The sequence below is a fragment of the Chitinophaga sp. Hz27 genome, assembly GCF_042263525.1.
Lineage (GTDB): Bacteria > Bacteroidota > Bacteroidia > Chitinophagales > Chitinophagaceae > Chitinophaga.
This window is the reverse complement of the sequence record NZ_JBHKFJ010000005.1, coordinates 600,402-625,239: the sequence shown is the minus strand read 5'-3', so window position 1 is coordinate 625,239 and position 24,838 is coordinate 600,402. Positions and strand designations below refer to the sequence as shown.

At 42.1% G+C, this 24,838-nt stretch carries 22 protein-coding genes; 17 read left to right on the top strand and 5 right to left on the bottom strand.

The features are described 5' to 3' along the window. The first annotated feature begins 31 nt into the window (after positions 1–31). From ACE38W_RS14505 to ACE38W_RS14460, 10 genes are read left to right on the top strand one after another with little or no spacing between them, the layout of a single operon-like run. A complete protein-coding gene (locus ACE38W_RS14505) occupies positions 32–286 on the top strand; it encodes a hypothetical protein (RefSeq protein ID WP_375831934.1) in 255 nt (84 codons plus the stop codon). Then, a complete protein-coding gene (locus tag ACE38W_RS14500; RefSeq protein ID WP_375831933.1) occupies positions 279–2,408 on the top strand; it encodes a hypothetical protein in 2,130 nt (709 codons plus the stop codon). The genes ACE38W_RS14505 and ACE38W_RS14500 overlap by 8 nt, the downstream gene beginning before the upstream one ends. Continuing rightward, positions 2,408–4,315, top strand: a complete 1,908-nt coding sequence (locus tag ACE38W_RS14495; protein ID WP_375831932.1) for a hypothetical protein — start codon at positions 2,408–2,410, stop codon at positions 4,313–4,315. The genes ACE38W_RS14500 and ACE38W_RS14495 overlap by 1 nt, the downstream gene beginning before the upstream one ends. Beyond that, positions 4,312–5,070, top strand: coding sequence for a phage tail tube protein (locus ACE38W_RS14490; protein ID WP_375831930.1), 759 nt, complete (start codon positions 4,312–4,314; stop codon positions 5,068–5,070). The genes ACE38W_RS14495 and ACE38W_RS14490 overlap by 4 nt, the downstream gene beginning before the upstream one ends. A 3-nt stretch (positions 5,071–5,073) precedes the next feature. After that, positions 5,074–6,414 carry a hypothetical protein gene (locus tag ACE38W_RS14485; RefSeq protein ID WP_375831929.1) on the top strand — a complete coding sequence of 447 codons (1,341 nt, stop codon included), beginning with the start codon at positions 5,074–5,076 and terminating at the stop codon, positions 6,412–6,414. Positions 6,415–6,427: 13 nt separating this feature from the next. Further along, on the top strand, positions 6,428–9,106 hold the full coding sequence (locus tag ACE38W_RS14480; RefSeq protein ID WP_375831928.1) for a hypothetical protein: 2,679 nt from the start codon (positions 6,428–6,430) through the stop codon (positions 9,104–9,106). Between the two features lie 10 nt (positions 9,107–9,116). After that, positions 9,117–9,494 carry a hypothetical protein gene (locus ACE38W_RS14475; protein WP_375831926.1) on the top strand — a complete coding sequence of 126 codons (378 nt, stop codon included), beginning with the start codon at positions 9,117–9,119 and terminating at the stop codon, positions 9,492–9,494. Beyond that, positions 9,491–9,766 carry a hypothetical protein gene (locus ACE38W_RS14470; RefSeq protein ID WP_375831925.1) on the top strand — a complete coding sequence of 92 codons (276 nt, stop codon included), beginning with the start codon at positions 9,491–9,493 and terminating at the stop codon, positions 9,764–9,766. The genes ACE38W_RS14475 and ACE38W_RS14470 overlap by 4 nt, the downstream gene beginning before the upstream one ends. Beyond that, a complete protein-coding gene (locus ACE38W_RS14465) occupies positions 9,753–10,298 on the top strand; it encodes a hypothetical protein (RefSeq protein ID WP_375831923.1) in 546 nt (181 codons plus the stop codon). The genes ACE38W_RS14470 and ACE38W_RS14465 overlap by 14 nt, the downstream gene beginning before the upstream one ends. A 2-nt stretch (positions 10,299–10,300) precedes the next feature. After that, positions 10,301–10,909, top strand: a complete 609-nt coding sequence (locus ACE38W_RS14460; RefSeq protein ID WP_375831922.1) for a glycoside hydrolase family 73 protein — start codon at positions 10,301–10,303, stop codon at positions 10,907–10,909. Between the two features lie 410 nt (positions 10,910–11,319). On the opposite strand, the gene ACE38W_RS14455 is transcribed toward ACE38W_RS14460, so the two are convergent. After that, positions 11,320–11,682 carry a hypothetical protein gene (locus tag ACE38W_RS14455; RefSeq protein WP_375831920.1) on the bottom strand — a complete coding sequence of 121 codons (363 nt, stop codon included), beginning with the start codon at positions 11,680–11,682 and terminating at the stop codon, positions 11,320–11,322. Positions 11,683–11,992: 310 nt separating this feature from the next. Here ACE38W_RS14455 and ACE38W_RS14450 point away from each other — a divergent pair, with 310 nt between their 5' ends. Continuing rightward, a complete protein-coding gene (locus ACE38W_RS14450) occupies positions 11,993–12,214 on the top strand; it encodes a helix-turn-helix domain-containing protein (RefSeq protein WP_375831919.1) in 222 nt (73 codons plus the stop codon). 522 nt (positions 12,215–12,736) lie between these two features. Here ACE38W_RS14450 and ACE38W_RS14445 read toward each other — a convergent pair. Continuing rightward, positions 12,737–12,883: a hypothetical protein gene (locus tag ACE38W_RS14445; RefSeq protein WP_375831918.1), complete on the bottom strand. Its 147-nt coding sequence runs from the start codon at positions 12,881–12,883 to the stop codon at positions 12,737–12,739. A 186-nt stretch (positions 12,884–13,069) separates the two neighbouring features. Here ACE38W_RS14445 and ACE38W_RS14440 point away from each other — a divergent pair, with 186 nt between their 5' ends. Together ACE38W_RS14440 and ACE38W_RS14435 are read left to right on the top strand one after the other, a co-directional pair. Continuing rightward, a complete protein-coding gene (locus tag ACE38W_RS14440) occupies positions 13,070–13,750 on the top strand; it encodes a DUF1345 domain-containing protein (RefSeq protein ID WP_375831917.1) in 681 nt (226 codons plus the stop codon). A gap of 228 nt (positions 13,751–13,978) precedes the next feature. Continuing rightward, the gene (locus ACE38W_RS14435; protein WP_375831916.1) at positions 13,979–16,723 is read left to right on the top strand and encodes a glycoside hydrolase family 2 TIM barrel-domain containing protein; all 2,745 of its coding nucleotides are present in this window, start codon (positions 13,979–13,981) and stop codon (positions 16,721–16,723) included. 138 nt (positions 16,724–16,861) lie between these two features. Here the strand turns inward: ACE38W_RS14435 and ACE38W_RS14430 are convergent, their stop codons facing one another. Continuing rightward, positions 16,862–17,416, bottom strand: coding sequence for a dihydrofolate reductase family protein (locus tag ACE38W_RS14430; RefSeq protein WP_375831914.1), 555 nt, complete (start codon positions 17,414–17,416; stop codon positions 16,862–16,864). Positions 17,417–17,883: 467 nt separating this feature from the next. On the opposite strand from ACE38W_RS14430, the gene ACE38W_RS14425 reads away from it, so the two are divergent. Continuing rightward, complete coding sequence (locus ACE38W_RS14425) at positions 17,884–19,695, top strand: glycoside hydrolase family 30 beta sandwich domain-containing protein (protein WP_375831913.1); 1,812 nt, start codon at positions 17,884–17,886, stop codon at positions 19,693–19,695. 66 nt (positions 19,696–19,761) lie between these two features. Beyond that, positions 19,762–20,658, top strand: coding sequence for a hypothetical protein (locus ACE38W_RS14420; RefSeq protein ID WP_375831912.1), 897 nt, complete (start codon positions 19,762–19,764; stop codon positions 20,656–20,658). A 7-nt stretch (positions 20,659–20,665) separates the two neighbouring features. Here the strand turns inward: ACE38W_RS14420 and ACE38W_RS14415 are convergent, their stop codons facing one another. Further along, a complete protein-coding gene (locus ACE38W_RS14415) occupies positions 20,666–22,519 on the bottom strand; it encodes a 7TM diverse intracellular signaling domain-containing protein (RefSeq protein WP_375831911.1) in 1,854 nt (617 codons plus the stop codon). A 201-nt stretch (positions 22,520–22,720) separates the two neighbouring features. Between ACE38W_RS14415 and ACE38W_RS14410 the strand changes: the two genes are divergently transcribed. Together ACE38W_RS14410 and ACE38W_RS14405 are read left to right on the top strand one after the other, a co-directional pair. After that, positions 22,721–23,299, top strand: a complete 579-nt coding sequence (locus ACE38W_RS14410; RefSeq protein WP_375831910.1) for a Crp/Fnr family transcriptional regulator — start codon at positions 22,721–22,723, stop codon at positions 23,297–23,299. A 68-nt stretch (positions 23,300–23,367) separates the two neighbouring features. Next, the gene (locus ACE38W_RS14405; RefSeq protein ID WP_375831909.1) at positions 23,368–23,892 is read left to right on the top strand and encodes a YceI family protein; all 525 of its coding nucleotides are present in this window, start codon (positions 23,368–23,370) and stop codon (positions 23,890–23,892) included. A 54-nt stretch (positions 23,893–23,946) separates the two neighbouring features. Here the strand turns inward: ACE38W_RS14405 and ACE38W_RS14400 are convergent, their stop codons facing one another. Beyond that, positions 23,947–24,804 (bottom strand): hypothetical protein, encoded by an 858-nt coding sequence (locus ACE38W_RS14400; protein ID WP_375831907.1) that lies wholly within the window; start codon positions 24,802–24,804, stop codon positions 23,947–23,949. Positions 24,805–24,838 lie beyond the last annotated feature (34 nt).

The following is a 24,838-nucleotide window of genomic DNA, read 5'->3' as shown; positions in this document are numbered from 1 at the left end:
ACTAGGTCTTTTGCCACATGATTTCTACTGTATGACCTGGAAGGATTACAGCAGGTATGCACAAGGGTACTGGATACGGCATTACCGACAGATGGAAGGGCCACGATTGATCGCTTATATGATTGCCGCCGCTAACCGCGATCCAAAGAAGAGTTTCCCGCGTTCAGTAGAACATTTCATGCCATTCCCAACTGACCCTAAGAGGGTAATAAAGCAGCAGGATATCTCAAAAGAAGAGTACGATAAAATTATTCAACGATATTCAAAACCAGTGAGCAATGGCTGATCAGGGAGGACTTAGTGCGAAGATAGGAGCCGATGTTTCAGATTTTCTGAAAGCATTTACGCAAATGCAATCAGTTCAAGCTAAAACGGCCGATGGATTCAAAGAACTTGGTAGCTCTGCAAAAGAGGCTGCAAGCTCTCTGAATGATCTTACTCCTGCATCAACCGCAGCAACCAACGCTATAGGTAAAGTATTCACCGCTCTTAAAAATGGCGAAAAAGTTACCCTCAGTTTTGTCGATGGTGTGAATAAAGGGAAACAGGGACTTGGTGATTTGCCTGATAAATTCGATAAGCTAAAGAAACCTGTTGGCGATGCTTCTTATGCCTTAACTAACGTGGGCAGGGTCGCGCAAGATTTGCCTTTTGGGTTTATAGCTATACAGAATAACCTACCTCCCCTTGTTGATAGTTTCGGGTCATTGATTAAACAATCCGGTGGGGTTGCAGGTGCATTCAAAGCAATTGGATCATCATTATTGGGATTTGGCGGATTAGGTCTCTTATTTAATGTTGTCGTCTCCGGGTTGACCATGTATTCCATGAGCGCACGTAAGGGTAAGGATGATACAGACAAACTGAAAGATTCCCAGAAAAGCCTTAAAGATATAATGCAGGAAGGCATTACTAGTGTTTCAGGTCAAACACAAGAGGTAAAGGCACTAATAGCTGTATTGACTGATTCAAATACCTCATATGAACGACGAAAGTCAGTACTGAATGAATTAAAAAAAATAGGAGGGGATTATTTTAGAGATTTAACCCTTGAAAAGTCATCCTATGAGCAACTGAAGGAGGCATCTGATAAATATATTAATTCCCTTATACGGCAAGCTCAGATTAAAGGACTGCGTGATCAAATCACACAACTAACTGAGCAGGTAGCTAAAACGACACCAATACTTTCAGCAGAGACAAAAAAGTTAATGTCCGGGCCTAATCCTTTTGCTGCGCTATCTGATACTGTCAAAAAAGCAAAGGATGATACAACAATTAACCTGGCAAATTTCAAAGGTGCTTTAAAGTCTAATTCAGCCCAAATTGTTGGAGACGTAGCAAAGGTTGGTACTTCGATAAGTGCTGCAGTGGGTAAATTTACTATTGGAGAGGATTTGAAAAAGAAATTAGAAGAAGCCACTGCTGCATTAAGTAATCTTGTTGGAGACACAGATACACCAGACAAGGGCAATAAGACGCGTACAGTTAACGATGTCTTGATGGATATGGACGTTCTTTTAAAGAATGTTGATTATCAAGCTGAGTTACTTGGAGCTTCCTTTGATCAAATATCTGGAGATAAGATCAGTATTCTAAAAGATGCATTTTCAGATCTGGTAAAATTAGGACTTACTCCAACTGATGAACGATTAAAAAGCATTGCAGGGGAGATAGATAAGCTCTCTCTAGCAAATATTGGTACTCAGACGATTGGAGCTAGGATTCAACTTAGCCCAAAAGAGTTTAAGGCTAATGAGAAAGCCTTTGGGAAGATGGGCTTTGATACATCACTTCAAAATGTGGATGCCGCACAAAAGGCTTTAAATGATAAGATTGCATCGGTTGGAGCTACCACATATCAAAAGGTGGCCGATATGACGAATGACCTCGTTAAGCAAATCAATGATCTTATTTCATCAACTGTATCTGAAGGGATAGTGTCGATTGGTGAATCTATAGGCAATGCATTGGTGTCTGGTAATTGGGGAGGTGTATTGGGAAGCTTTGCTGATACTATTGCAGGTTTTTTAGAACAGCTAGGGAAACTTTTGATAGCACAAGGTATAGCAATGGAGGCTTTCGTAAAGTCTTTAGATTCTATGAATGGGATAGTCTCTATTGTTGCGGGTTTGGCATTAGTGGGAGCAGCAGGAGCGTTTAAGGCAGCTACAAAGAAAGGGATTCCGGCCTTCGCAAATGGCGCTATTACATCTGGGCCAATGATGGCAATGGTTGGAGATAATCCATCAGGTAAAGAGGCTATCATTCCACTTGAACGTTTTGATGAAATATTTGGATCTATGGGAGGCAGCAAGGTGCATCTTACAGGCCAGTTGCGCGCATCTGGCCCTGATCTTATATATGTTTTTGATAATGCACAACAACAACAAGGTAGAAAGTCTTAATGGCACATGCTTTAACATATCGGATATCATTCCAAGACCGGCACCCGGTTTTACCAGCTAATTGGGAAATTCAGCTGCTAAGAAAAAATGCTACTAATCCTACTATTATAGAGCTGCCTGCTGGACAAGCTCCAATTATAATAGATAAAGGAAATAGTGACGCTAATACCTTTGGTCCAATTATCGGAACTTCTGCTACAATCACATATACATACGATATTGGATTACCTCATCCTAATGTATTTATCAAAGGAGTCGAAGAAGATACCTGGATGATGATCATTCTAAAGAACGGTGTGCGAGAATTTACGGGGTTTGTAGTGCCGGATAGCAATACATATCCGTTACTGCATCCTCCTTATGATTTTCAAATCAATGCAACCGATTATTTCCAGGGATTAAAAGGGACTACTGTTAATCTGGATGATGATGTTCTATTTCTGTATGATTACATTACCTGGGGAGCATTTTTCAAGCGTGTTTTATTCGACTCGTTACCATATGATGATGCGGTTGTAAATCTAGTTTTTAGCCGTAGGCCAGCTATCCTGTCGGATGCAGCAACTCTAGCTAATGCGCTATATATACATACAGACATATTGTATGATTTCGATAAAGGGCCACTATTTGCGTATGATGCATTGAAAAACTTCCTTTTAAGTACTGGATGTAGGATATTTTATAGTGCCGGTGCCTATTGGGTCATGCGTATTGAGGATATGGATCAAACGTCTTTTACCTACTTGCAGATTACACCAGATAATTTGGATGGTGAAGTCATGACAGACGGTGACACAATTCGATATCTCGGTACAAGTGATCCTCAAAATGATGTCTACTACACAGGCAGAACCCAGCGAGTGCGCGTAGATCCTGCCCTAAAGCAGCAGTCTTTTATTTATAAACTCAAAGGGATAAATAGACTCACAAACTTTGATTGGAGGGACTATAGTGTAGATTATTTCCCAGGATGGCATAAGCCAAACCCTGGTTTAGTTTTGTCTCGATATGGTTCCGGTACTATTTCAGATCCATATAAAGCAAGATTTTCTGGCAGTGGAGATATGTCGTCTGGTCAATTTATCTGGCAACAGTTTATTGTTAAGCCAGGACAGCGCGTAGAGTTGAATATTAAAGGGTTAATCTATTATACATCTGGCATAAGAGTAGCAGTGTATATTCAGCCATTAATAGGTGGTAAACAATACTTTCTTTCTGGTAGTGAATGGCGTGAGGGATCAACTCCTGCAGAAGATCAAGAAATTATTATAGCTCCAAACAGTAAAACAAATCAAGGGTCATTATCTATTACAACTTCCCCGATTCCTTCTGGCAGTGGAAGCTTTTACTTGTACCTTAGCCTTCCCGGACCCAAACCAGGAGACGATCCTGTTCCACCAGGAACAGTCATATACAATGAAGTATATCCTGTTTTTCTTAGGATCTACAATGATACATATGTAGAAATAGACACCCAAATATCAAATAATGGAGTATACAGCTATATCCCTGATGATTTGGAGGTAACTTTTCTTGACACGAATGACAATGCACTATCCAATACAATCTACTACAAAGAAGGAAGCGATTATAAACCTATTACGAAGGACGGCTGGGTGAGCATCAAAGATTCAACTCTTGCCGCAAAGCCAATTGAAGAATTAATGGCGCGTGATAGACTTGCTGCTGCTCATATACCTGTGGAGAACATAGAGGGAAATGTTTTGGCTAATACCCTACGCTTTCATCATGTGGTAGAGTGCGCAGATATTAACGAGCGCTTAATGGTCGTTAGGGATAAGTATAATGTGTTACAATGCTTGCATGATGTGTTACTAGTGACTATAATGCCTGAGGGTTCAGGAGATGGTATCTATTCTGTTACTCAAAAAACTGCTGAAGAATGAATGAACCAGTAATGGGTAAAGACTTGATGCTGTATACTGGTGATAATTTATCAACAGTTGATGTCATTTGTCTTTTGCAAGATTGCACGCTAACTATAAACGCAGACACAACTGAAACAACAGGGCCGGGAGGAAAATGGAAGCGTAGTATATATAGTGCGCTTTCATATTCCATAAGTGGTAATGGAATCGTAAGCTACTACAATTCAAATAATCTGCTTCAAATACAGGAGCAGCTGATAGCGTGGAAAAAGATTAAATGGAAGTTTACCCGATTCTCATCTGGAGGTTTGATTTACTCGGGATCTTTATTATGGACTTCTGTGGAAAATACCAGTCCTTACAGCGATGCATCCCAGTTTAGCTTTCAGGCCATAGGAGATGGAGAGGTGACTGTACAAAAAATACCATTCAATAAAACAGTTTATCTCGCTAATCAAAATGGGGTTCGCTTAGATGGCTGCCCAGATGTTTATCCTGTACGTGTATATTGGATCGATGGAACACCTATCGGGATAGCATATGACCAAGTGGATGTAATCAGTCAAATAAATAACTACCCTAGCAACACAGATTTTACATTGACAGGATATACAACAGGATGCGACTTTAACCTTTCAGCTCCATGGAATGCTCAAAACATTCCAAATTGGATCATAGCAGAGAAATTGAATGATGCATTCGCTTTGTCGGATAGATATATAAATATTATCGGAGATGGTGCCGGTAATGGTTTAACACCAATAAACGCTTAACAGATGGCAGATCCATTATTAATACCTATACCGGATTTACCGCCCGCACCAGGAACGTGGGATCTTGATTGGCCCCTAGCCATAGCCAATCCATCCAGCAAACAAGCTTATAAATTAGCTGGGGGGGCTTTTACAGAAAAGTTGATTGAATCAGGAGCTATAGCGGAAATACGCAACCCAAAATTCTATATCGCCGGGAGGGGTAATCCAGGCGACCCGGCAGCAGGAGACACCCATATAGTGGATGCTACCTTGGAAGGTTATACGTTTTCAGATGTACAACTACGTGGGTTCGGAAGCCTGGACCCCGCAAGTGAGTATGGATTTGACGAAGTGAGTACAATCACAATTTTCGATCTTGATCCTGATAATGCCGGTAATCCACGACCTTTTAATGCAGGAGATGTCGTCAAAGTAACATTTGAACCAAAGATAAGCAGTTATGTTTCTGCACCTGGTTCAATTGGCAAGCAGTATACCGCCCGTAAACGCTATACTACCGATGCTATGATTCTTCCAGATGACTACCAAAAGCTGCAGGAAGTTGTGGCCACTGATGGAGCCAAAACTATAACATTACCGCCAGGCAGTAACTACCCAGCTGGAGTCCGCCTGACGATTACAACGAACTTCACCAATACCTACCAGACTATCATCTTAGCACAGGGTACAGATGTAATTTATATCACTGCCGTAGGTAAGGATCGACTTATTTTAGGAGTGGATGAACAGGTTTCACTTATCTGGTTGGAAGATGATTCTACCTCCGGTTGGTCCGTCGACTACATATCACATTCGTATAAAATGGTTGGCCAGCTCGCCCACTCCTTTATTCCTTTATTGAATGCTGTGCCATTGATTGGAGGTCAAATAAACGTGAGTGATCAACCTCGCGTAAAAACCCTTATTGATGCCATAATTGCGCGTAATGGCCCAGGAGCTATTCCAAGTTATGCATTATGGGACAGTGATCCGTTTAAGCATCGCTCCAAGTGGTGCTATGGTCCATCACCTGGTATTTATATGATACCTGATTGGCGAGGATTAGTCACCCGAACCCTTCCAGGGGAAAGGACAGGAATAGATGTCACCCGCGTAACTGCTGGTGACGGCAATGTCAACGGTTCTTTTGAGATGGATGACCAAAGAGCACATGCGCACAAAGTAAGCGCTACCAATGACGATGAGATCATAGCGAGACACGAACATGGTTCTGGGGGTAGATTAGGATTGAATAACTCTCCAGGAGGATGGGAAAAGGCGATTGCAAATATTACTCAATCCGTAGGAGGCCTTGAAACACGGCCAATCAACGGTGGTGCAGAATACTACCAATACATATAACAATAAGTGAACAATGAAAAGAATAGTAATAATTATCCTGACCCTTCTGTACATAAACGAAGGTCAGTCGCAAAGCTGGACACCTGGCCAGTATTCACAATTAAAAGGCGTCATCTCTGATTCCGCAATTCGTTTACCCAGATTAGATACCGTATGGTTAGGCGGCAACAAGGACAGTATTGGAGCGCTAGTATATCGTGCGGCAGACCAAGCTGTTTATCTTAAAGTGCCTGGTCTATGGAAGAAAATGGCTACTGGAGGAACTGCATTATCACCAGGCGGTGCCAATACGGAATTGCAATTCAATGACTCTGGCGTTTTTGGAGGCATGGTCGGTATAACCTACAATAAATCTACAGGGAATACATCCTTTGGATCAACACCTGGTACCGCGAAATTAAACGTCGCTGGCGATATTCATTCTCTTGGTACTATTACAAGTGAGTATGCATCTGACTTTGGAGGCCGCATCTTGTTAAAAACCACCACTAAGACAGGCCTGCAATATGACAAATGGTATATTTCAAATTTTGGTCCTGCTTATGGAAATTATTTAGGTTTCTTTGGATTCACACAAGACGGCACCGATGCCGCGATTAGGCTAAAAGTATTTGATGCAGGGAATGTCTGGGTATCTGGCAAAGTGAGTGCACAGCCGGCAACAGCGGATAGTAATTTGGTTGTTTTAGGACAAGTGCGAGATAGTATAAAAAACCGTGTAGGTATTGTTGCGGATGTCACAGCTCTATGCAATTACAGCGGTCTTTCGTCTGCTGTCCAGGTAAACGATTCTCTAAGAGGTGGTACGTTCAATTATGTATCCTCAGGGTTATCAGTTGATTCAGGGGTAGTTTTCCCAGCCACAGGTAAGGGTAGTGGTTACTGGCAACGTGTATACGACAGGTCTAATGGGGTGAACATTTTCTGGTATGGACCTGCAAATAATGGCGTGACCGATGACGTGGCAAAGATCCAGGCGGCAGTTGATCGATCATTCTCGGATAGTGTGGGATTAGTCAAGATCAATAAACTACGCGCAAAAACTACGAAGGCGATCACCGTTCCAAGCAATACCACGATTGAGGCCTATGGTAGTTACATAGAACTTGCATCTGGTTCAAATGATGATATTTTACGTAATGCTGATGTGACCAATGGAAACAAGAATATACGGATTTTTGGTGGCACATGGAATGGCCGCGGATGGAGCCAAACACGAACTATTGCTGGCACTGTAGCGGCATCTAAATTTTGTTTCGGTTTCTTTTTCCATAAATGTGATAATGTAGAAGTTGGCAATGTCGAAGTTGACAGTACGCGCAGCTGGGGTATAGCTGCCGTTGTGTCGAAAAACATTCATGTTCATGATGTGCGATTCGAACAAAACCCATTTCTTCCGGGAAGCACAAATGTAGGTCTTGCTGAAAATGGAGACGGTTTTACCTTCTTGGCAGATAATGTAGTAGCAGAAAATATATCCGGCTTTACAAATGATGACATGGTGGGCGTAGGCTCAGGACAGCCTATATTCGGAGGTGTACTTGCACCTTTTGAGTCTCATGATTATTCGAATATTATGATTCGAAATATCAGACCAGAAATTCGCACCGATACTATCCCTACCTGGCGCGCAGTTGGTCTTTATAGTATCGGTGGAAAATGGTTACGAAATATCACAGTAGAAAATACCAATGGTGTTTCTACCAGTGGCGGAGTTATCATAGCTGATCCAATGGGGAACATGGGTAATTTTTCAAATATTCAGTTACACAACATCAATACAGCTACTCGTTCAGTTTCTGGTTACAGCGCTACACAATTCGGTATTATAACTGTGGAGGCGGCAAATGTAGACCACCTAGTTGTAGATGGTGGCTCACGCAACGAAAAGCAAAATACTTCGCATATCCGTATTACAGATAGTAGCACAGTAAATAATTTGATTGTCTCAAATATCTCGTTGCAATACAATGGTTACCTGGGTCGATTAGTAGATGATGGCGGTAAGGTAAAGAATATCGACATATCTAATGTAATTATGAAAGATTCTGCTGGTATCATCGGCCAGCGTCTTTATGACCGTGGAGCATCAACTTTTAATACAGATACTCTTCTACTTAGAGTTTCAAACTGCTATGTTACCAGGCCAACAGGGTTTAGCTCTATTAGCACAGGTGTCGGGAAAATCTCTTACGCGAGCTGGAGTATACGAATAGGGGATACTTCTGAACTGGCTGGGAGAAATGGAGACTATGCAATCTTTGACAATATTGGCCCTGCACACTTCCAGAGAGGAGGTTGGCGCCAGGTTTTGAACCCTCAAACCCTCACTGTTACAGGCCCAGAGGCATTACATGTTACCAACAGTGCAGGCTACATCTCGTTTTATAATTCAGCGAATACCACAAGAACAGGCTTTTTGCAATTCGATGCAGTCAACGGTGCTAGAATCAGAACAGACATCAACGCACAATTCAGCGTAGAGACAAATGCAATGGAGCGTTTTGTAATTACCGGAGGTGGTACTGTTATTATCAATGGCCTTTATTACGTTAATGGCTCTGGATCGCCAGAAGGTACTGTTACTGCACCTATTGGTAGCTGGTATTCTGACAAGTCTGGAGGCGTGCCATACTTCAAAGTCTCTGGTACTGGCAATACCGGATGGAAACAAATTACTATCAATCCTTAAACAGTGAGCTATGACACCTACTTTATTTTTCCAATGTTTCGGAATTGGCATATTAGGCATGCTATTACACCTTCTCGTCAAGGCTCGTAGCTTAAAGGCACGTAGTATTGCCGCTAATAAACCATGGTCATTTACGAGGTTTATCCTGGACGATAGCCTGGGTCTTGCCATATCTCTCGTTTGCTTATTACTCTGTGTAATTGGTTTTGATGAGATCATCAAGGCCAAGCCAGTAGTAGCTGATTTTGCTAAGTGGTTTTTTGCATTTGTTGGATATACAGGCAGCTCTGTGCTGTTATCCTTATTCAGTAAGAGCGAAAAGCAAATACTAGACACAATCGACAAGAAAACAAATATTGCTGACGGTGTAAACGACGATGCTAAATGAACTGGACTAAAGTATCATTTACTGGCAATGAAGTTGCCAAAATTTGTGTGCAAATCATTTTAGGTACCGTTTTCATAGTAATGATGAAGACTGATATTAGGGCTATCGCAGATGGACTATCGGAAATGAAACAAGAAAGTAAAGAGGATCGGGAACGTCAGCGTACCTGGCAGGCAAAGGTCGAAACTGAGTACGGTGAAATTAAAGTGCGGCTGGCCATCTTGGAGCAGCGTGTTAATAACCTTGAAATCAGCAAAGATGCGAACCGGTAATTACTTCTTAGTTGCTGTAATGTTTTGCTCCTGTGCAGTGGTGAAAAAGAACTCATCACACACCAGCAGCAACCAACGCATGGATAGCTCACGTGTAGAGGTTAAGCATGCAGCAACAATTACAGAAACTACTATCAAATCCACCGCACCAGGCTATACGAAATTCGATAGCCTGGCCTGGGCGCAGTTTATTCCTGACGGAGATACGACTACCTATGAGCAGAATGTGAAGTCAGGTTCTTTGTCGGGTAAGATAAAAAGCAAGCCGCGAAAAGACGGCGCCGGAAAAGTAGTTGGCCGCGACCTGGAGTTTACAGCTGTTAAATCGCCAGAGACAGTTGCAATACCAATAGACATTCACACAATTACAGCGCAGCTCAACATTGATTCAGCTGCAGGAGAGAAAACAACCAGTATCCAGCAGGAGAGTTCTGCCTCGTCGAAGGATTCCTGGCGGCTGCCCGCTGGTTTTATTATTTGCCTCTGTATAGCTGGGCTTACTGGAGCATGTATTTACTTTTTCAAACGATAGAAATGAATATTAACGATAACGTATGTACGTTCTTAAAAATATATTACCCTGCTTTTGTACAGGCTGCAAGAGATAGCGAAAAGGATGCAAAGGCGCTTTGGGAGAAGCAAAAGAAAATAAACCCGAAGGCACCTGAGCTATTCGGTGTGCCTGCAAGGTTTAAGCTGGCGCAAACAGGGGTAGAAAAAGGCTGGGCTAATGAAGCACCTGGAAACAACTATAATGGTATTAAAGCAGATAGAGGCTGGACTGGTAAAAAGCAACTGCTAATTACCCATGAACAGTTTCCAGATAACGATCGCAAGAAACATATCTTCCCAGAGGTAATTTCAATCACCAAATTAACCGATGGTAGCTATTTATGGAAAGTGAAGGACTGGTTTAGGGCTTATGATACCGCAGCTGAAGGAATCGCCGACCATTGTAAATTCCTGTTGGAAAACCCACGGTACCTGCCAGCTTTCCAGTGTAATAACTCTGATGATTTCGCAATGGCAATAGCTAAAGCTGGTTATGCAACTGCCAAAGGATATGGTGAGACAATTAAAGGGGTCATGAAAGATAGTATTGACCCAAGACTAAAAATGTTGGGGCTACCTCCTTTACCATAACGCAAATACAGTGCGCACCACCGCTGTATCATCGCAGTATATCAAAGTACAGGACTATGTAGTTAACCCACACAGAAAAATCGATCTTCTCTAAAATCCGCTCACTTGGGCGGATTTTTTATATAGAAAAAATCAATACAAAAAGCCACGAATGAAAATGAACACGAAAACAAAAACGAATAGAGTGGCAAACTTCAGGTGTGTTACTTTCGGAATAAGTTTTCTTCGTTTTCGAAAGTAATGTGAATCCTGCGGTTATTCTTGGCTGTGGGTATATAATTAAAAGTCTGGTGTGGAAACACCTGACTAATTGTTTGAATCGTAAATTGTTTACTTATAGTAAACACGTAGAAATTTCCGCCCAACGTGAAAACGGTAGGTGTACTCGGATAGAGCTTTGATTGATATTATTATTCTTGTATACTCGACAGATTGTTCTTGTAAGTGACTAGCTCTCCAAGAATGTATAGGGGGTCCTTTGAACAATAGCCTATAGCACCAAGTGACATATACCTCATTTTCTCTTCTTTGTTGTAAAGCTGACTGTATATAATAGCATTGGCATTGCGGTGCTTCAAAATGTCTATGAAGTTCTTATCCTGCATGTCAGCGGCACCACTTGCCATAACTACAATATTTATCTGGTTATTTAAGAGGACCTCTTTGGCTGCAGCTAATGTTGTTGCAGTTCGAACCTGGTGGTAATGTGGGTCAATTTCATTGATGAGCTGGTTGATAAACTCTTTGTCTGGATCTAGTAATAGGATACGCATTGCGGCAGGGTGTTTGAGGCTTAATAAATGCCGCGCACCAAATTTAAAAATAATGCGCGGTACTCTTACATTGCGGCGACTGGAGGTCGTAGGAGACCGTGAAGCACACACAAAGAAGAGCCCGCGCAATAACGCAGGCTAGCTTCCCCGTTCATGGCTTCTAAAAATTTCCTACGTTTCCAGTCCATGAACCTTTGAAGCAGCGCGATAATAAATTAAGGGCTGCAATGTACGCAATATAGGTAATTTTTGAACTGACTTCATTTATGAAGTCAATATTTTTTCTCCGTTGCAGCACCTTTAGTTTCCAATGAAAGGGCATGCAACATATCAGATAGCCTTCGGAAAGAAGGTTAAAGAACTCAGAGAGGCGGCTGGGCTGTCAACTCGTGAGTTTGCCGATCATTGTGATATTGCCTTAGCCCAGGTATGGAGAATAGAATCGGGTCGTGGAAACCCCACGTTGGAAACATTACGTGTTATGGCTCAAACACTCAATACAACTGTTTCCAGGCTTACAGAAGGTGTTTGAGATCCCACCCATTTTGGTGTATTGCTAAGTATTTTAGTAATTTGCCTGAAATTTCCTACGTATGTCAACACATAAATTTACTGGCTGGCCAAGATGCCCAGAGTTCGAGCACTCGATACGAGTGATCAAGGGGCTTACCGCATTTTATTTCCAGGCTGGAGATGTTACCCTTTACATATTGTACCAACAAGAAGGCTGGGACTACCAATACTTAGGAGAGTACACTGCCTACTACCTTAAAGAAAGACTTTAGAAAACACACAATTACTTTTATTCTGGCTGTCAGGAGCTTCAGTTGCCAGCATTGGGAATTGAACTGCCAAACGTGAAAATAAATTTTGAATTTAAACCATCAACCAATATGTTTATGAAAGGAGGGGTTAACTACTAAAAATAAGGTATCTGCCTGTGTAATATTCCTGTAAAAAATATTGGCTGATAAATGACAGATATTGAGTGTATTTAATTGTAAATCAATTAAATAAGATTCCTGTTCTGGGCACCAAGACTACCAGTCGCTTATTAAAAGGCTCCCGGAAGGGGGCCTTTTTTGTTTTGTACAATGTTAACTTTCTTTAGTTGGTCACGGCTTTCAACCACGTGTGTTGGTAAGCAAAATTTTTCTCCCATCATATCTGCTACAAAGCATTTCATTCCTAGCTGCTGCATGAAAAAAGCTATTTTTTACAACTACATCTGACAATTCCTATTATCAAAATGTGTTTAATTAACCGTCTAAGCAGAAAATCTTTTTAACACCATTATGCTCAATTACAACTGTAAAAATTATAAAATGCTGGAGGGCGTGTAATCAAAGCATAAAAAAGTGGATTTTTGCGGATATCTTTAATTACTATGAAAAAGAAAGCTGCTATCAAATTGTTGCTAAGCATGCACCCGGTAGAAAGGGTGACAGTAAGTCTTGGGTTGACCTTATTGGTATTTGCCTTATTTTATTTCTGTCACATACCTATTAATCCATTGGTGTTTTCGGTGTTATTATGGGATGTATTTGCGCTTTCGTTTATAACGATGGGGTGGATGATATTTTTTAGCAGGAATGTTGATGAAATTAGAACCTGGGGAAGAATAGATGATGGTAACCGGGTATTTGTGATGGCGGTGGTAATTATTGCCGCAGTTGCCAGTCTGGTCATTGTTTTATTAATGTTGTTATCTAATGATTTAGGCCCTTCAAAGAGGGTATACTTGCCTGTTGCAATCGTTGGTATGTTGGCCTCCTGGATTATGGTCCATACCACCTTTACCTTTCATTATGCAGATATTTATTACGACGATGATATTAAAGACCCGGCCAAGCATGCAGGTGGGCTTATTTTTCCTGAAGAAAACACCCCTGATTATATCGACTTTGCCTATTTTTCGTTTGTGATAGGTATGACATTCCAGGTGTCTGATGTGGAGATCAGCAGGAAGCTATTGAGAAGGGTGGTACTGTTTCATGGCCTTATTTCCTTCATCCTGAATACCTTTGTGGTAGCGCTCACCATTAACCTGATTGCGGGATTGAGATAATGGTTTTTCGATCTGTCCATATTTAATGGAAAATCGATTTTAAACGGTATTATACCATTTCGTTACAGATGGTTTTTCAACTATTACCTTATTAAATTTAAATCAGCTGATGTAGGTGAAGATCCAATGATGGTTCCATTATGATAGCTGCTGAAATTTTTCATTCCTCCTAAAAATCTTAAAACACGGGTTTCTTTTTCTATTTTGGGTAGCATTAAAATTCCACTTATGTCAGTAAGAATCCTTCTGTTGTTTACAGGCATATTTTGCATGCACATTGCCGTCGCCCAGGAAACCCAATATAAATACCTTTCAGGAACAGATAAAGATCATACCGAAGACTGGCAATTCTATTGTTCAGGAGGACAGCGTCACGGCCAATGGACGACTATTGCCGTTCCTTCCAACTGGGAGCAGCAGGGCTTTGGTAGCTATAACTATGGCCACGATAAAGTAAAGTCGGATGAATATGGTCTATATCGTTATAAGTTCACTGCGCCGGAAAACTGGCGTGAAAAGCAGGTTAACATTGTTTTTGAGGGAGTGATGACAGACGCGGAGGTGAAAATAAACGGAAAGCTTGCAGGGCCTGTACACCAGGGTGGCTTTTACCGTTTCAGGTATGATATCGGAAAGTTGTTGCACAACGGCAGTAACCTGCTGGAAGTAAAAGTGAATAAGATGTCGGCGAATGCGAGCGTTAACAATGCGGAGCGTAACGGCGATTTCTGGGTGTTGGGTGGTATTTACCGGCCTGTATTCCTCGAGATTAAGCCCATCATACATATTGATCGTGTTGCGATAGATGCTACTGCAAAAGGACAGTTTACCCTGCATGCCTATACGACTGGCCTGTCAGGCGACTATGCCATCAGTGCGCAGGTGCAGACATTGAATGGTAAAGCGTTGAAGGAGGCTGTTATTAGCGAAGGAAATAACAGCAACGTCTATACGCTGCACCAATCTTTTGATCACCCGGCTACATGGAGTGCGGAAACCCCCAATCGTTATCAGGTAGTGATAGCAATTAAAAAGGGTAACCAAACTATACATCGCATTACGCAGTCTTTCGGATTTCGCAGCATTGAAATAAGACCACGGGATGGTATATACGTAAATGATGTGAAGGTGATATTCAAAGGTGTTAACCGGCACAGCGCCTGGCCCGAAACAGGGCGAACGCTCAGCAAAGCAATCAGCATACTGGATGTAAATCTCATAAAGGATATGAACATGAATGCGGTGAGAATGTCGCATTACCCGCCGGATGTTCATTTCCTGGAGGTCTGCGACTCACTGGGTTTATTTGTGTTGGATGAACTGACCGGGTGGCAAGCCGCTTATGATTCTACTGTGGGGCATAAACTTGTGAAGGAACTGGTGGAACGGGATGTAAATCATCCTGCTATAATTGCGTGGGATAATGGTAATGAAGGCGGGTTCAATCGGTCACTGGATGACGACTATGCAAAATATGATCCACAACAGCGTCCCGTGTTACATCCCTGGGAAAGGTATAATGATGTAGATACCAAACACTATCCAAACTTCAATTACCTCGTAAATGCAAGTTTATATGATCAGGATATTTATTTGCCAACTGAGTTTATGCATGGTCTGTATGATGGAGGTATGGGAGCAGGGCTGGCAGACTTCTGGGAACGCATGTTGCTACATCCTCACGGGGCAGGCGGGTTCCTCTGGGCGTTTGCAGATGAAGGGCTGGTGCGCACGGATAGAAATGGTTGGATTGACACGGATGGTAACCATGCTCCTGATGGGATGCTAGGACCGCACCGAGAAAAGGAGGGGAGTTTCTATGCTATCCGTGAAATATGGTCGCCAGTGCATATAATCATGCCAGGTATTGCCGCCAATTTTAATGGCCTTATTCCGGTCGAAAACCGTTACGACTATACGTCATTAGCCCAATGCCGATTTCGCTGGCAACTACTGCAATTTTCATCTCCCGGAAAAAAAGAAAAAACAGACACGCTTGCTGCCGATGTGATCAACGCTCCCGACCTGGCGCCACATACCAAAGGTTTTTTATCATTACAGTTGCCGGAAGGTTGGCAGAACGCAGATGTTTTACTGATAACTGCATGGGATAATCACGGTCGTGAAATTATTACCCGTAGCTGGCCACTGCAATCGCCAGGCAACGTAGTACGCCAGTTTCCTGAGGCTAGTGGTAAGGTGAATGTAGTGACGGGAAATGATACCCTGGCGGTGGATAATGGGAAAGGTATCTATTATTTCAGTCGTAGCAGTGGGTTGTTATTGCAAATACTTACACCCAAAGGAAAGGTATCTTTAAGTGGTGGCCCTGTGTTGGCTGGTGTTCCTCAACAATTAAAAGAATTTAAATCAGGTGCTGATTCCAGTGGATTCTTTGTTTCGGCGCGGTATGAAGGTAATGGCTTTCTCCAGGTAAAGTGGACTTTCCAGTCAGGTGTGCCGGTAAAATTGGATTACAGTTATAGCTTTAAAGGAGAAGTAGCTTTTAGTGGTATTACTTTCCATTACCCAGAAGACAAGGTGACAGGGCTTTCATGGCGAGGTGAGGGTCCATACCGCGTTTGGAAAAACCGGTTGCATGGAAATTTATTTGGCAACTGGTATAAAACCTATAATAATACGGTAACAGGTGAAAGCTGGGTGTATCCTGAGTTTAAAGGGTATCATGCCAATGTACACAAAGCCACTTTTCATACCATCGAACAACCTATTTCTTTTTATATCGGGAATGCAGGTACGTTTTTACAGGTATTCAAGCCAGAGGCCCCAAAAGGAGCTGCCAATAATAATACCAACCCTGCCTTTCCTGAAGGGGATATTGGCTTTTTGAGTGCTATTGCCCCTATTGGTACTAAGTTTCAGGATGCGGCGCAAATGGGACCCGAAAGTCAAAGTAACCTGATGCTAAACTATTCTCCTGTAAAGGGTACTGTTTGGATAGATATACCTTAATGGATTAAAAGTGGTTCTGCCTTTAATACATTTGTAATTATATCGCGGTTAATTGTAGTAAAAGAATAAAACAATTGGATATGCCTGCATTATATAAAAGTGAACAGGAGTGACCAGGCAAAGAAGATTGCAGCTGCTTCACCTCCTTTCGTACCGCAGCGCCACGCATCCACTTGGCAGTGTTTTTGTCTCCACCAATTTTAAACCCATATTTTCTGGTAAGTGCATCTCTGTAAACAGCCGGCGTCCCTGGCCTACCAGCACGGGATGGACGACCATATGGAATTCATCTATCAACCCCCATTCGATTAACCGCGCTGGTAGCTCTACTCCGCCAGTGGATATGGCTTTACCAGGTTGCTGCTTCAGTTCGAGGATGTGTTCCTTTATGTTATCGTGAATAACCGTTACGTTTTCATTATCCACCTGATTGATAGTGGTAGAAACGACCACACACTTCAGCTTAGCGAAGACCCTTGCAAATGCATTTATCGAAGGCTCCATTGATTGCGTTTTTGCCACCTCCGGCCAGAATGGATACATCAGCTCATAGGTTTTGCGCCCGTAGAGGACCGTGTCCGCCTGCTCCAGCAGGGAGCTGAAGTATTCATGGATATCATCGCTGGCGCCAAATCTCGTGTGATCACAGCAGCCATCTAAACTGATATTTATGCCGTAAATAAGTTTCCGCATAACATGAAGTTTATTGTCTTTCTAAAATACTGAAAAATATCTGCACACTAAGCGGACTTAAGGCCATTTGAGGTTTTTATGGATGTTAATTTCGCGCAATTAATTGCCATCTCAATAAAAAAAACCATGCTTTTTAAGTGTATTAATTTCAGTTTTCTTACAAAAATCCCCAAATCTAAATCTTTGTTTTTCAACGGTTACGTCTATACGCTATATGTGATCTAAGTGAATTGAATGTTGTTGTCATTGATTGAAAATCAGTTATTTATGATGATATTTCCTTGTTTTTTTGATTTTTATTTCGATAAATTTGATCAGGATGAGAATAGAATAACCGCAGATGACTTCCAGATTAATTCCACTTTGATGAGCACTATGTACACCCGACAACCACAAACATTACAACCAATGACAGTTGAATAGTAAACCCGTATCAACCAATTTATAACCAATAAAAATTCCACCGTATGAAGAAAATCTATCTCCGGCTTGTAGCCGTGAGCATGCTTTGCATTGCATTGTACGCATGCAAAAAGAACATTTACACACCTGACGAAGCCAAAGGCAACACTACTGCCAGGGCAAACGAATCGGTAAGTGTATGGATGACAACCGGCGACCAAAGTAAATTACTGCAGCAACAAAGCAACGTCACTTTCGCAGCAGATGCGGGTACTGCCAGCACTACCATTACCGTCAACGATGGAACTACCTATCAGAGTATTGATGGCTTTGGATTCACGCTTACACAAGGTAGCGCCAAGTTAATCAGCAATTTATCTGCTACAGCACAGAGTGCGCTGTTAACGGAATTGTTCAGTCCTGCCAGCGGCATCGGTCTCTCAGTAGTTCGTATAGGCGTGGGCGCTACTGACCTCAGTGATTATTCCTATACTTACCGCGACGGCGCCTCTTTCAGTCTGACTGGCCCTGATCTGACATATACCATCCCGATTTTAAAGAAAATACTGGCGATTAATCCGGCCATCAAAGTGCTGGCTACGCCGTGGACAGCTCCTGTATGGATGAAAACAAACGGCTCTTTTGTTGGCGGTACCCTGAAAGCGGAAAACTATGAAAGCTATGGTCAATACTGGTTGGATTATATGAATGCCATGCGGGCGCAGGGCATCGAGATATGGGCCGTAACGCCACAGAACGAACCACTCAATCCTAATAACGAACCTAGTATGACGTTGTCCAAAGAAAACGAGCTTGGACTGATAAACGATTATATGGGACCCAAACTCCGTGGCGCTGGTTTCAACTGTAAGATTATTTGTTATGATCACAACTGCGATAATACCGACTTCCCTATTTATGTTGCCAATAACAGCAGCTATGTAGATGGCTCGGCATTTCACCTCTATGGCGGCAGTATCTCCGCTATGACCACCGTGAAAAATGCGACCAACAAAAATGTTTATTTCACCGAGCAGTACACCTCCACAAGTGGCAGCTTCTCCGGCGACCTTTCCTGGCATATACAGAATGTGGTGATCGGATCTATTAACAACTGGTCTAAAACGGTGCTGGAATGGAACCTTGCCAGCGACTCCCAGGGCGGGCCTCATACTCCCGGTGGAAGCTCTGTTTCAAGAGGTGCTGTTACAATCGATGGAAGCACGATTACACGCAGGGTAGGTTACTATATTATTGCACACGCTTCAAAATTTGTGCAGCCAAACGCAGTGCGTATCTCTTCTAACAGCTCCGGCAACATACAAACGACAGCTTTTAAAAATAGCGATGGCTCCAAAGTATTGCTGGCATTTAATAACGGCTCTTCCGCTGTTTCCTTTAAAGTGCTATGGGGAAGCCAGTCTTTTACCTATTCGCTGCCAGGTGGCGCTGTGGCTACTTTCAAATGGTCAGGTACCGGTGGTACTACCACTACTGCGCCTATAGGCCAGAACATTACCCTGAAAGGATTTAATAACATGTATGTGAGCAGTGAAAATGGCACACAGGCAATGAACTGTAACAGGGCAACGGCATCTGGATGGGAAACTTTCACCGTAATTGATGCTGGTGGCGGTAAAATTGCGTTGCAAGCCATGGGGAAATATGTGTCTTCAGAAAACGGCACACAAGCTATTACCTGCAACCGAACTACTATTGGCGACTGGGAAAAGTTTGACTGGGTGGTAAATGCAGACGGAAAGATATCGCTGCGCGGAAACAATGGTCTGTATGTAAGTTCCGAAAACGGAACACAGGCAATGACCTGTAACCGCACTTCCATCTCTGGCTGGGAAGCATTTGGTGTAAATCAGTAACCTCATCTATCCATTTAGTTTACCCACTGCAGGCGTTATGCCGGGTGGGTAAACCAAATATTGCCCATGCGATTTTTATTCATCAATTTTTTATTGTTGCCTTGTTGGGTAGTATTACATGCCCAGGACCACAGACCGCTGGTCGTAGTTGAATGCGCTGGCGGATATCAGGCAACAGACCTGCAATGGTCCATTGCAGGTAATGTCAATGAACAAGCGATCAATGTATTGTCTGAAGTGAAATGGCGAGCCCTAAGCGGGCCTTTGCTGAATGGAAAGGTACTCCTAAATACAGGCAGACGCTGGTTTGTAGGAGGCGCGTTCTCTAAAAGTTTTATTAAAACAGGGACAGCAACAGATACGGATTATGGAGAGAGCAATCGTAGCTTGCCTACCTACCATGCGCAATTAGATAGTGATGAAGGATCATTATTTTCTTACAGAATATTTGGCGGATATCATTTGCTGCAACGCGCAAAAGTACAACTGTCGGCTTTTGCAGGCTATACAGAAAGGAAAGCGGCTGTTTTCCTGCTTAATCATGCGGAAGAAGTAGCTGGACAGAAAAATCTTCGCTGCACCTATGATAACAGTTGGAAAGGGATTACAGGTGGGATATCTGGTTTATATAAAATTACTTCCTGGCTGAACATAGGCGCAGAACTGCAATACAGCCAGCTGCATTACTATGCGGCAGCCGATTGGAACCTCATAGCTGCTTTTCAGCATCCGCTGAGTTTTGAACAACATGCCCGCGGATTTGATATTAGTTTGTCTTGCAGTGCCGTATTCAGACTGAATCAATATTTAGTTTTGTTCTTTTCTGGCGGGTATTGTCATGCAGCAACCGGAACTGGCAGAGATGACTTGTACCTGGCGTCTGGCGCTGTGCAGACGACGCAGTTTAATGGGGCATTTACTCAAACGAAAAGTATTGCTATCGGTACCAGATTTCAATTTTAAAAATAACCTATGTTTTCATGATTAGATCTATCCAGCTATTTTTTTTATTTTTCTTAGAGGTATGCTCTGTAGTTTCTAATAGATTTTTGATGCGCACGGCATAGGCCCAGCAAGTGCCTTGGCGCATACCGGTTTTTTCTGCAATTTGATAGGATGAAATATTTCCTTTAGTAGTAAATACTAAATAGACGATGTAGAATGCCTTGTTTATTGGTATTCGGTTGTTTTCAAAGATAGTGTCGTTCATGGGTGATTCTTCATAGGCGCATTTATTACAACGCCGACTGAATGGCTTGCGGCCATTACTGAAATTATTGTAGTTACATTTCTTACAGGTAAATCCCTGGCTCCATTTTAAATCCGCCAGGAAACGATAGCACTGCTCCTGATCAGGATATTTCTGACTGAATTCTGCAAACGTCAGTGCGGAAGACTTAATTCTTGCATCAGTAATTTTTTCAATATTAGTTTTAAGCTCGGCGTTGTCTTTCTCCAATAATTTATTCATGCGCGCAATCTCTTGCGCTTGTAGGTAAATTTCCCTGGACTGAATTTCCAGTTGTCGGGTACGCACTGCCACCTGTTCTTCCAGTTGTTGATTGATGGATGCCTGCAGCTTGAGGTTACGCTGCATATGGAAAAAAGCATCATCCTGCGCCTGTTTCTTTTCTTTTCTGAAGAGTCTTACCTGGTCGCCTATGGAAAAGGAAAGGAAGATCATTTCCATAACAAAACCAAACACCATACTGTAATGCCCTGCTACTGCGAGATTGCCACTGACAAGACCTAATACATTTATCAGTTTGGCAATAGCGCCTACAAAAAGCAATGCATTTCCCAGTACAAAAAAACGCGCTGGCTTAAATCCTTTGTACCAGATGATAATACCGGAAATAAACGCTGCAAAGAGTGGGATAAAATCGAGAAATTTATATATAAACCATTCTTTTCTAATAAAAAGACAAATGAGAAAATAGATAGTGCGTATAAAGATGATCCAGTTTATCATCTTGTACAATGTAGGACTCTGGCGCTTAATACGCAAAAGTGTTCTGGCAAAAATGAGTGCAAATATACTCATGCAATATAAGGAGATGCCATACATATAGACATTAAGGCCTGGCGTTTCCGGCCATATGAATTGAAACGCAATGCCATCGGTACTCATCTCATAAATACCCACACTAACGATATACAGTACATAATAAAGGTAATGACTGAGGCCAGTGGCCATCAACATCAGTAGGTTGTAAAAACAGAAAACGAGTATCATCCCATAAAATAATCCATATGTGATGTACTCCACTAATGCATAATTAATGAAACGCTCAATGGTGCGATATACCATGATGAAATTGATTTCATTCAAAGATTTAATTCTTACATAGTAGGTATAAGTGCCTTTTGAAACATGGGGGATGAGAAATTCGAAATTTTTATGGTGATAAAGCCGATGGGGAAAGTTCACGCCAGCGCCGGAATGCATTGCAGTATATTTACCGCTGGAATCAGGCAGGAAGAGTGTTATATCGTCGATGGTCTGGTCAAAAAACTCTATGAGGCTTTGCTTTTGTTTTAAGGTATCGGAAATGACTACACGCACTTTAAACCAATATGTGGATCGGTGGTTCGTATTTTGTGGGTAGTAATTGTAGTTGGACTTGAAATAGCCCGCTGCATCTCGTTTTTTTATCTCTTCAAAACTCAAATTTCCAGTAGGATCTTCTAACCAATTAATCTCATTGCTGGTGAAAATATATTCAGCAGTATTTTCGTATAGGTGAACCTGTTGTTGTGCTTTTAAACCCGTTATAAAGCAACAGCAGAGGATCGTTATTAAGAAGGGTTTTGCACAGTTCATTTTTGTGTATAGTGGAATTTTGGTTGAATACATCGTAAATGGAATATGGCTATGCCTTTATGACAGCATAAGGTACGTGGAATAACTGCGACTGTTTTAACTTTCGGTTGTTAGCAACAGCTTCAAGTCTGGTGCTGTTGATGTTCTAAATTAAGGAAAGTCCGGGATTTCTGCTATCTGGATTTAACATTTTACATTTGATTGGTTGTATTAAATTGGGATCATCGGAGAGAAGCAGCTATGCACGAATTATTAGCATCATTAAACGAGGACGCGGTGGTCCTCAAGGTATTTTCAAAAAACGAATTGCTGCTAAGGGCAGGGGAGAAAACTTCCAAAGTCTTTTTGGTAAAGCAAGGATTGCTCAGGTCTTATTTTGTGGACACAGCAGGCAAAGAACATACTTTTATGTTTGCACCTGAAGGATGGATTGTTTCGGATACAGAAGCGCATATTAATGCAGTTCCGGCAGAATTATTCATTGAAGCGATGGAGGATACAGCAGTTTATGTTGTTGATGTAAAAAAGATAGATGTAAGCGCTTTGCCAGCAGCGCAATTGATAACAGAGGTGAACAAGGCTTTTAAAAGAATTTCGGTACTGCAGCGCAGGATTATAATGCTGCTGAGCGCCCCTGCTATGGAGCGATACCAGCATTTTCTTGAAACCTATCCCGACATCGCCAATCGTGTGCCAGGCAAGATGATTGCCTCTTATCTTGGTATTACACCCCAGGCTTTAAGTAAGTTAAGAGGAGAGAAGTACAGGAACAAAAAATAAGAAGAAAATTAATCTACATTAATTCCGGTATCATTACAGGATATTTCCTTTGTAGCAAAAACAGATAAATGAAGAAAATAATGTTGTTAATGGTGCTGGCTGTAGCATCCTATGTTTCGGCTGCTGCACAAGCTATTGATACCGGTAAGTCTGGCGTGAAATTTTCCGTTGGTAATATGGGCATGCGAAAAGTGAAAGGTACCTTTTCAGGTATGAAAGGTAAAATTGATTTTAATCCTAAAAGTCTTTCCACTGCTCAGTTTGATGTATGTGTTGCCGCTAATACCGTTAACACAGATAATGAAAAAAGAGACCATCATTTAAAAAATAAAGATTTTTTTGAAACAGATAAATACCCTGATATCTGTTTTAAATCTTCCCAGGTAACACAAACGACAGCCGGATATAACGTGAGCGGTAAACTCACTATGCATGGTGTTACAAATGATGTGGTTATACCATTTATATTTGCCAACAATACCTTAGAAGGAAAACTCACTATCAAGCGGCTAGATTACAAGGTGGGAGAAGGAACGAATACTTTTATGGTAGGTAATGAAGTGGAAGTGATGATTACTTGTGTTGTAAATTAAGGTAGTGAAAAGCAATAAAAAATACATGCCGGAGAGTATCTCCGGCATGTATTTTTAACCTGCAAGTTGCCTCAATTGATAGGCCTCCTGCGGCAGGCCATATGTCCGAAGTACTTCCAGCAGGTTGATAAATCCAGGATGCTGTGCGACTATATCAGCCGCTGCCAGCAAGACTTTTCTTCTAATAGGTGTAATGTCTTTTAAAGCATTTTCATCGGGGAATATTGCGTCAGCAATAATCCTTAGGTAGTTCACCTGTTTTAGTGCAGGCATGGCCGTTAGCTCGTCGATGATAGGCGAGATATTATTTTCCAGGAAATCAGGCCTTGATTTACCGAATACGGCTAAAATATATTCCTGTACGTTATCGAATTCACCAACGAAAGGCACCATGTCGTCAAAGTCCTGGTCCAGTACGTCCTGGTTGGCTAAAGCGGCTAACAGCTCCATCAGCCAGGCATCCTGGGCCTCGGCGCCTGTAAGCAGTACCAGTTGTGCGGCCATTACAAAACGAACAAATTCATTAGCTTCATTGGCGATTGCGACGGAATAAGTATGGAGTATCTTTTCGCTTTGTTCCCGGAGAAAATAGAAATTCGACAATGAGAAGGCGGCATATCCTCTGCAGCTGCTGCTATTGCTGGTATCTTGCCATTCCTGCAGAAAGAATTGCTCACTCGCATCTTTACCGGTATATAGGAGAATGGATTGAGCCATTTGTGCTTGGTCATCGTTATCGCTGATGGCCCATTGTAGCAGTGTTGGTTCCAGTAGTGCAAAGGCTTCGCTCAGTTCTGCATATAATGCTGCATCCTCCTGGATGTAACTCAGATCGAGGATGCTGGAAAGAAATGCGCCCAAACGCAGTTGTACAGCAGGCAAATGTTGATAGTGTGGAATCATGCGTGCCATTATAATGGCTACTTTATACGTAGACGTATATGTG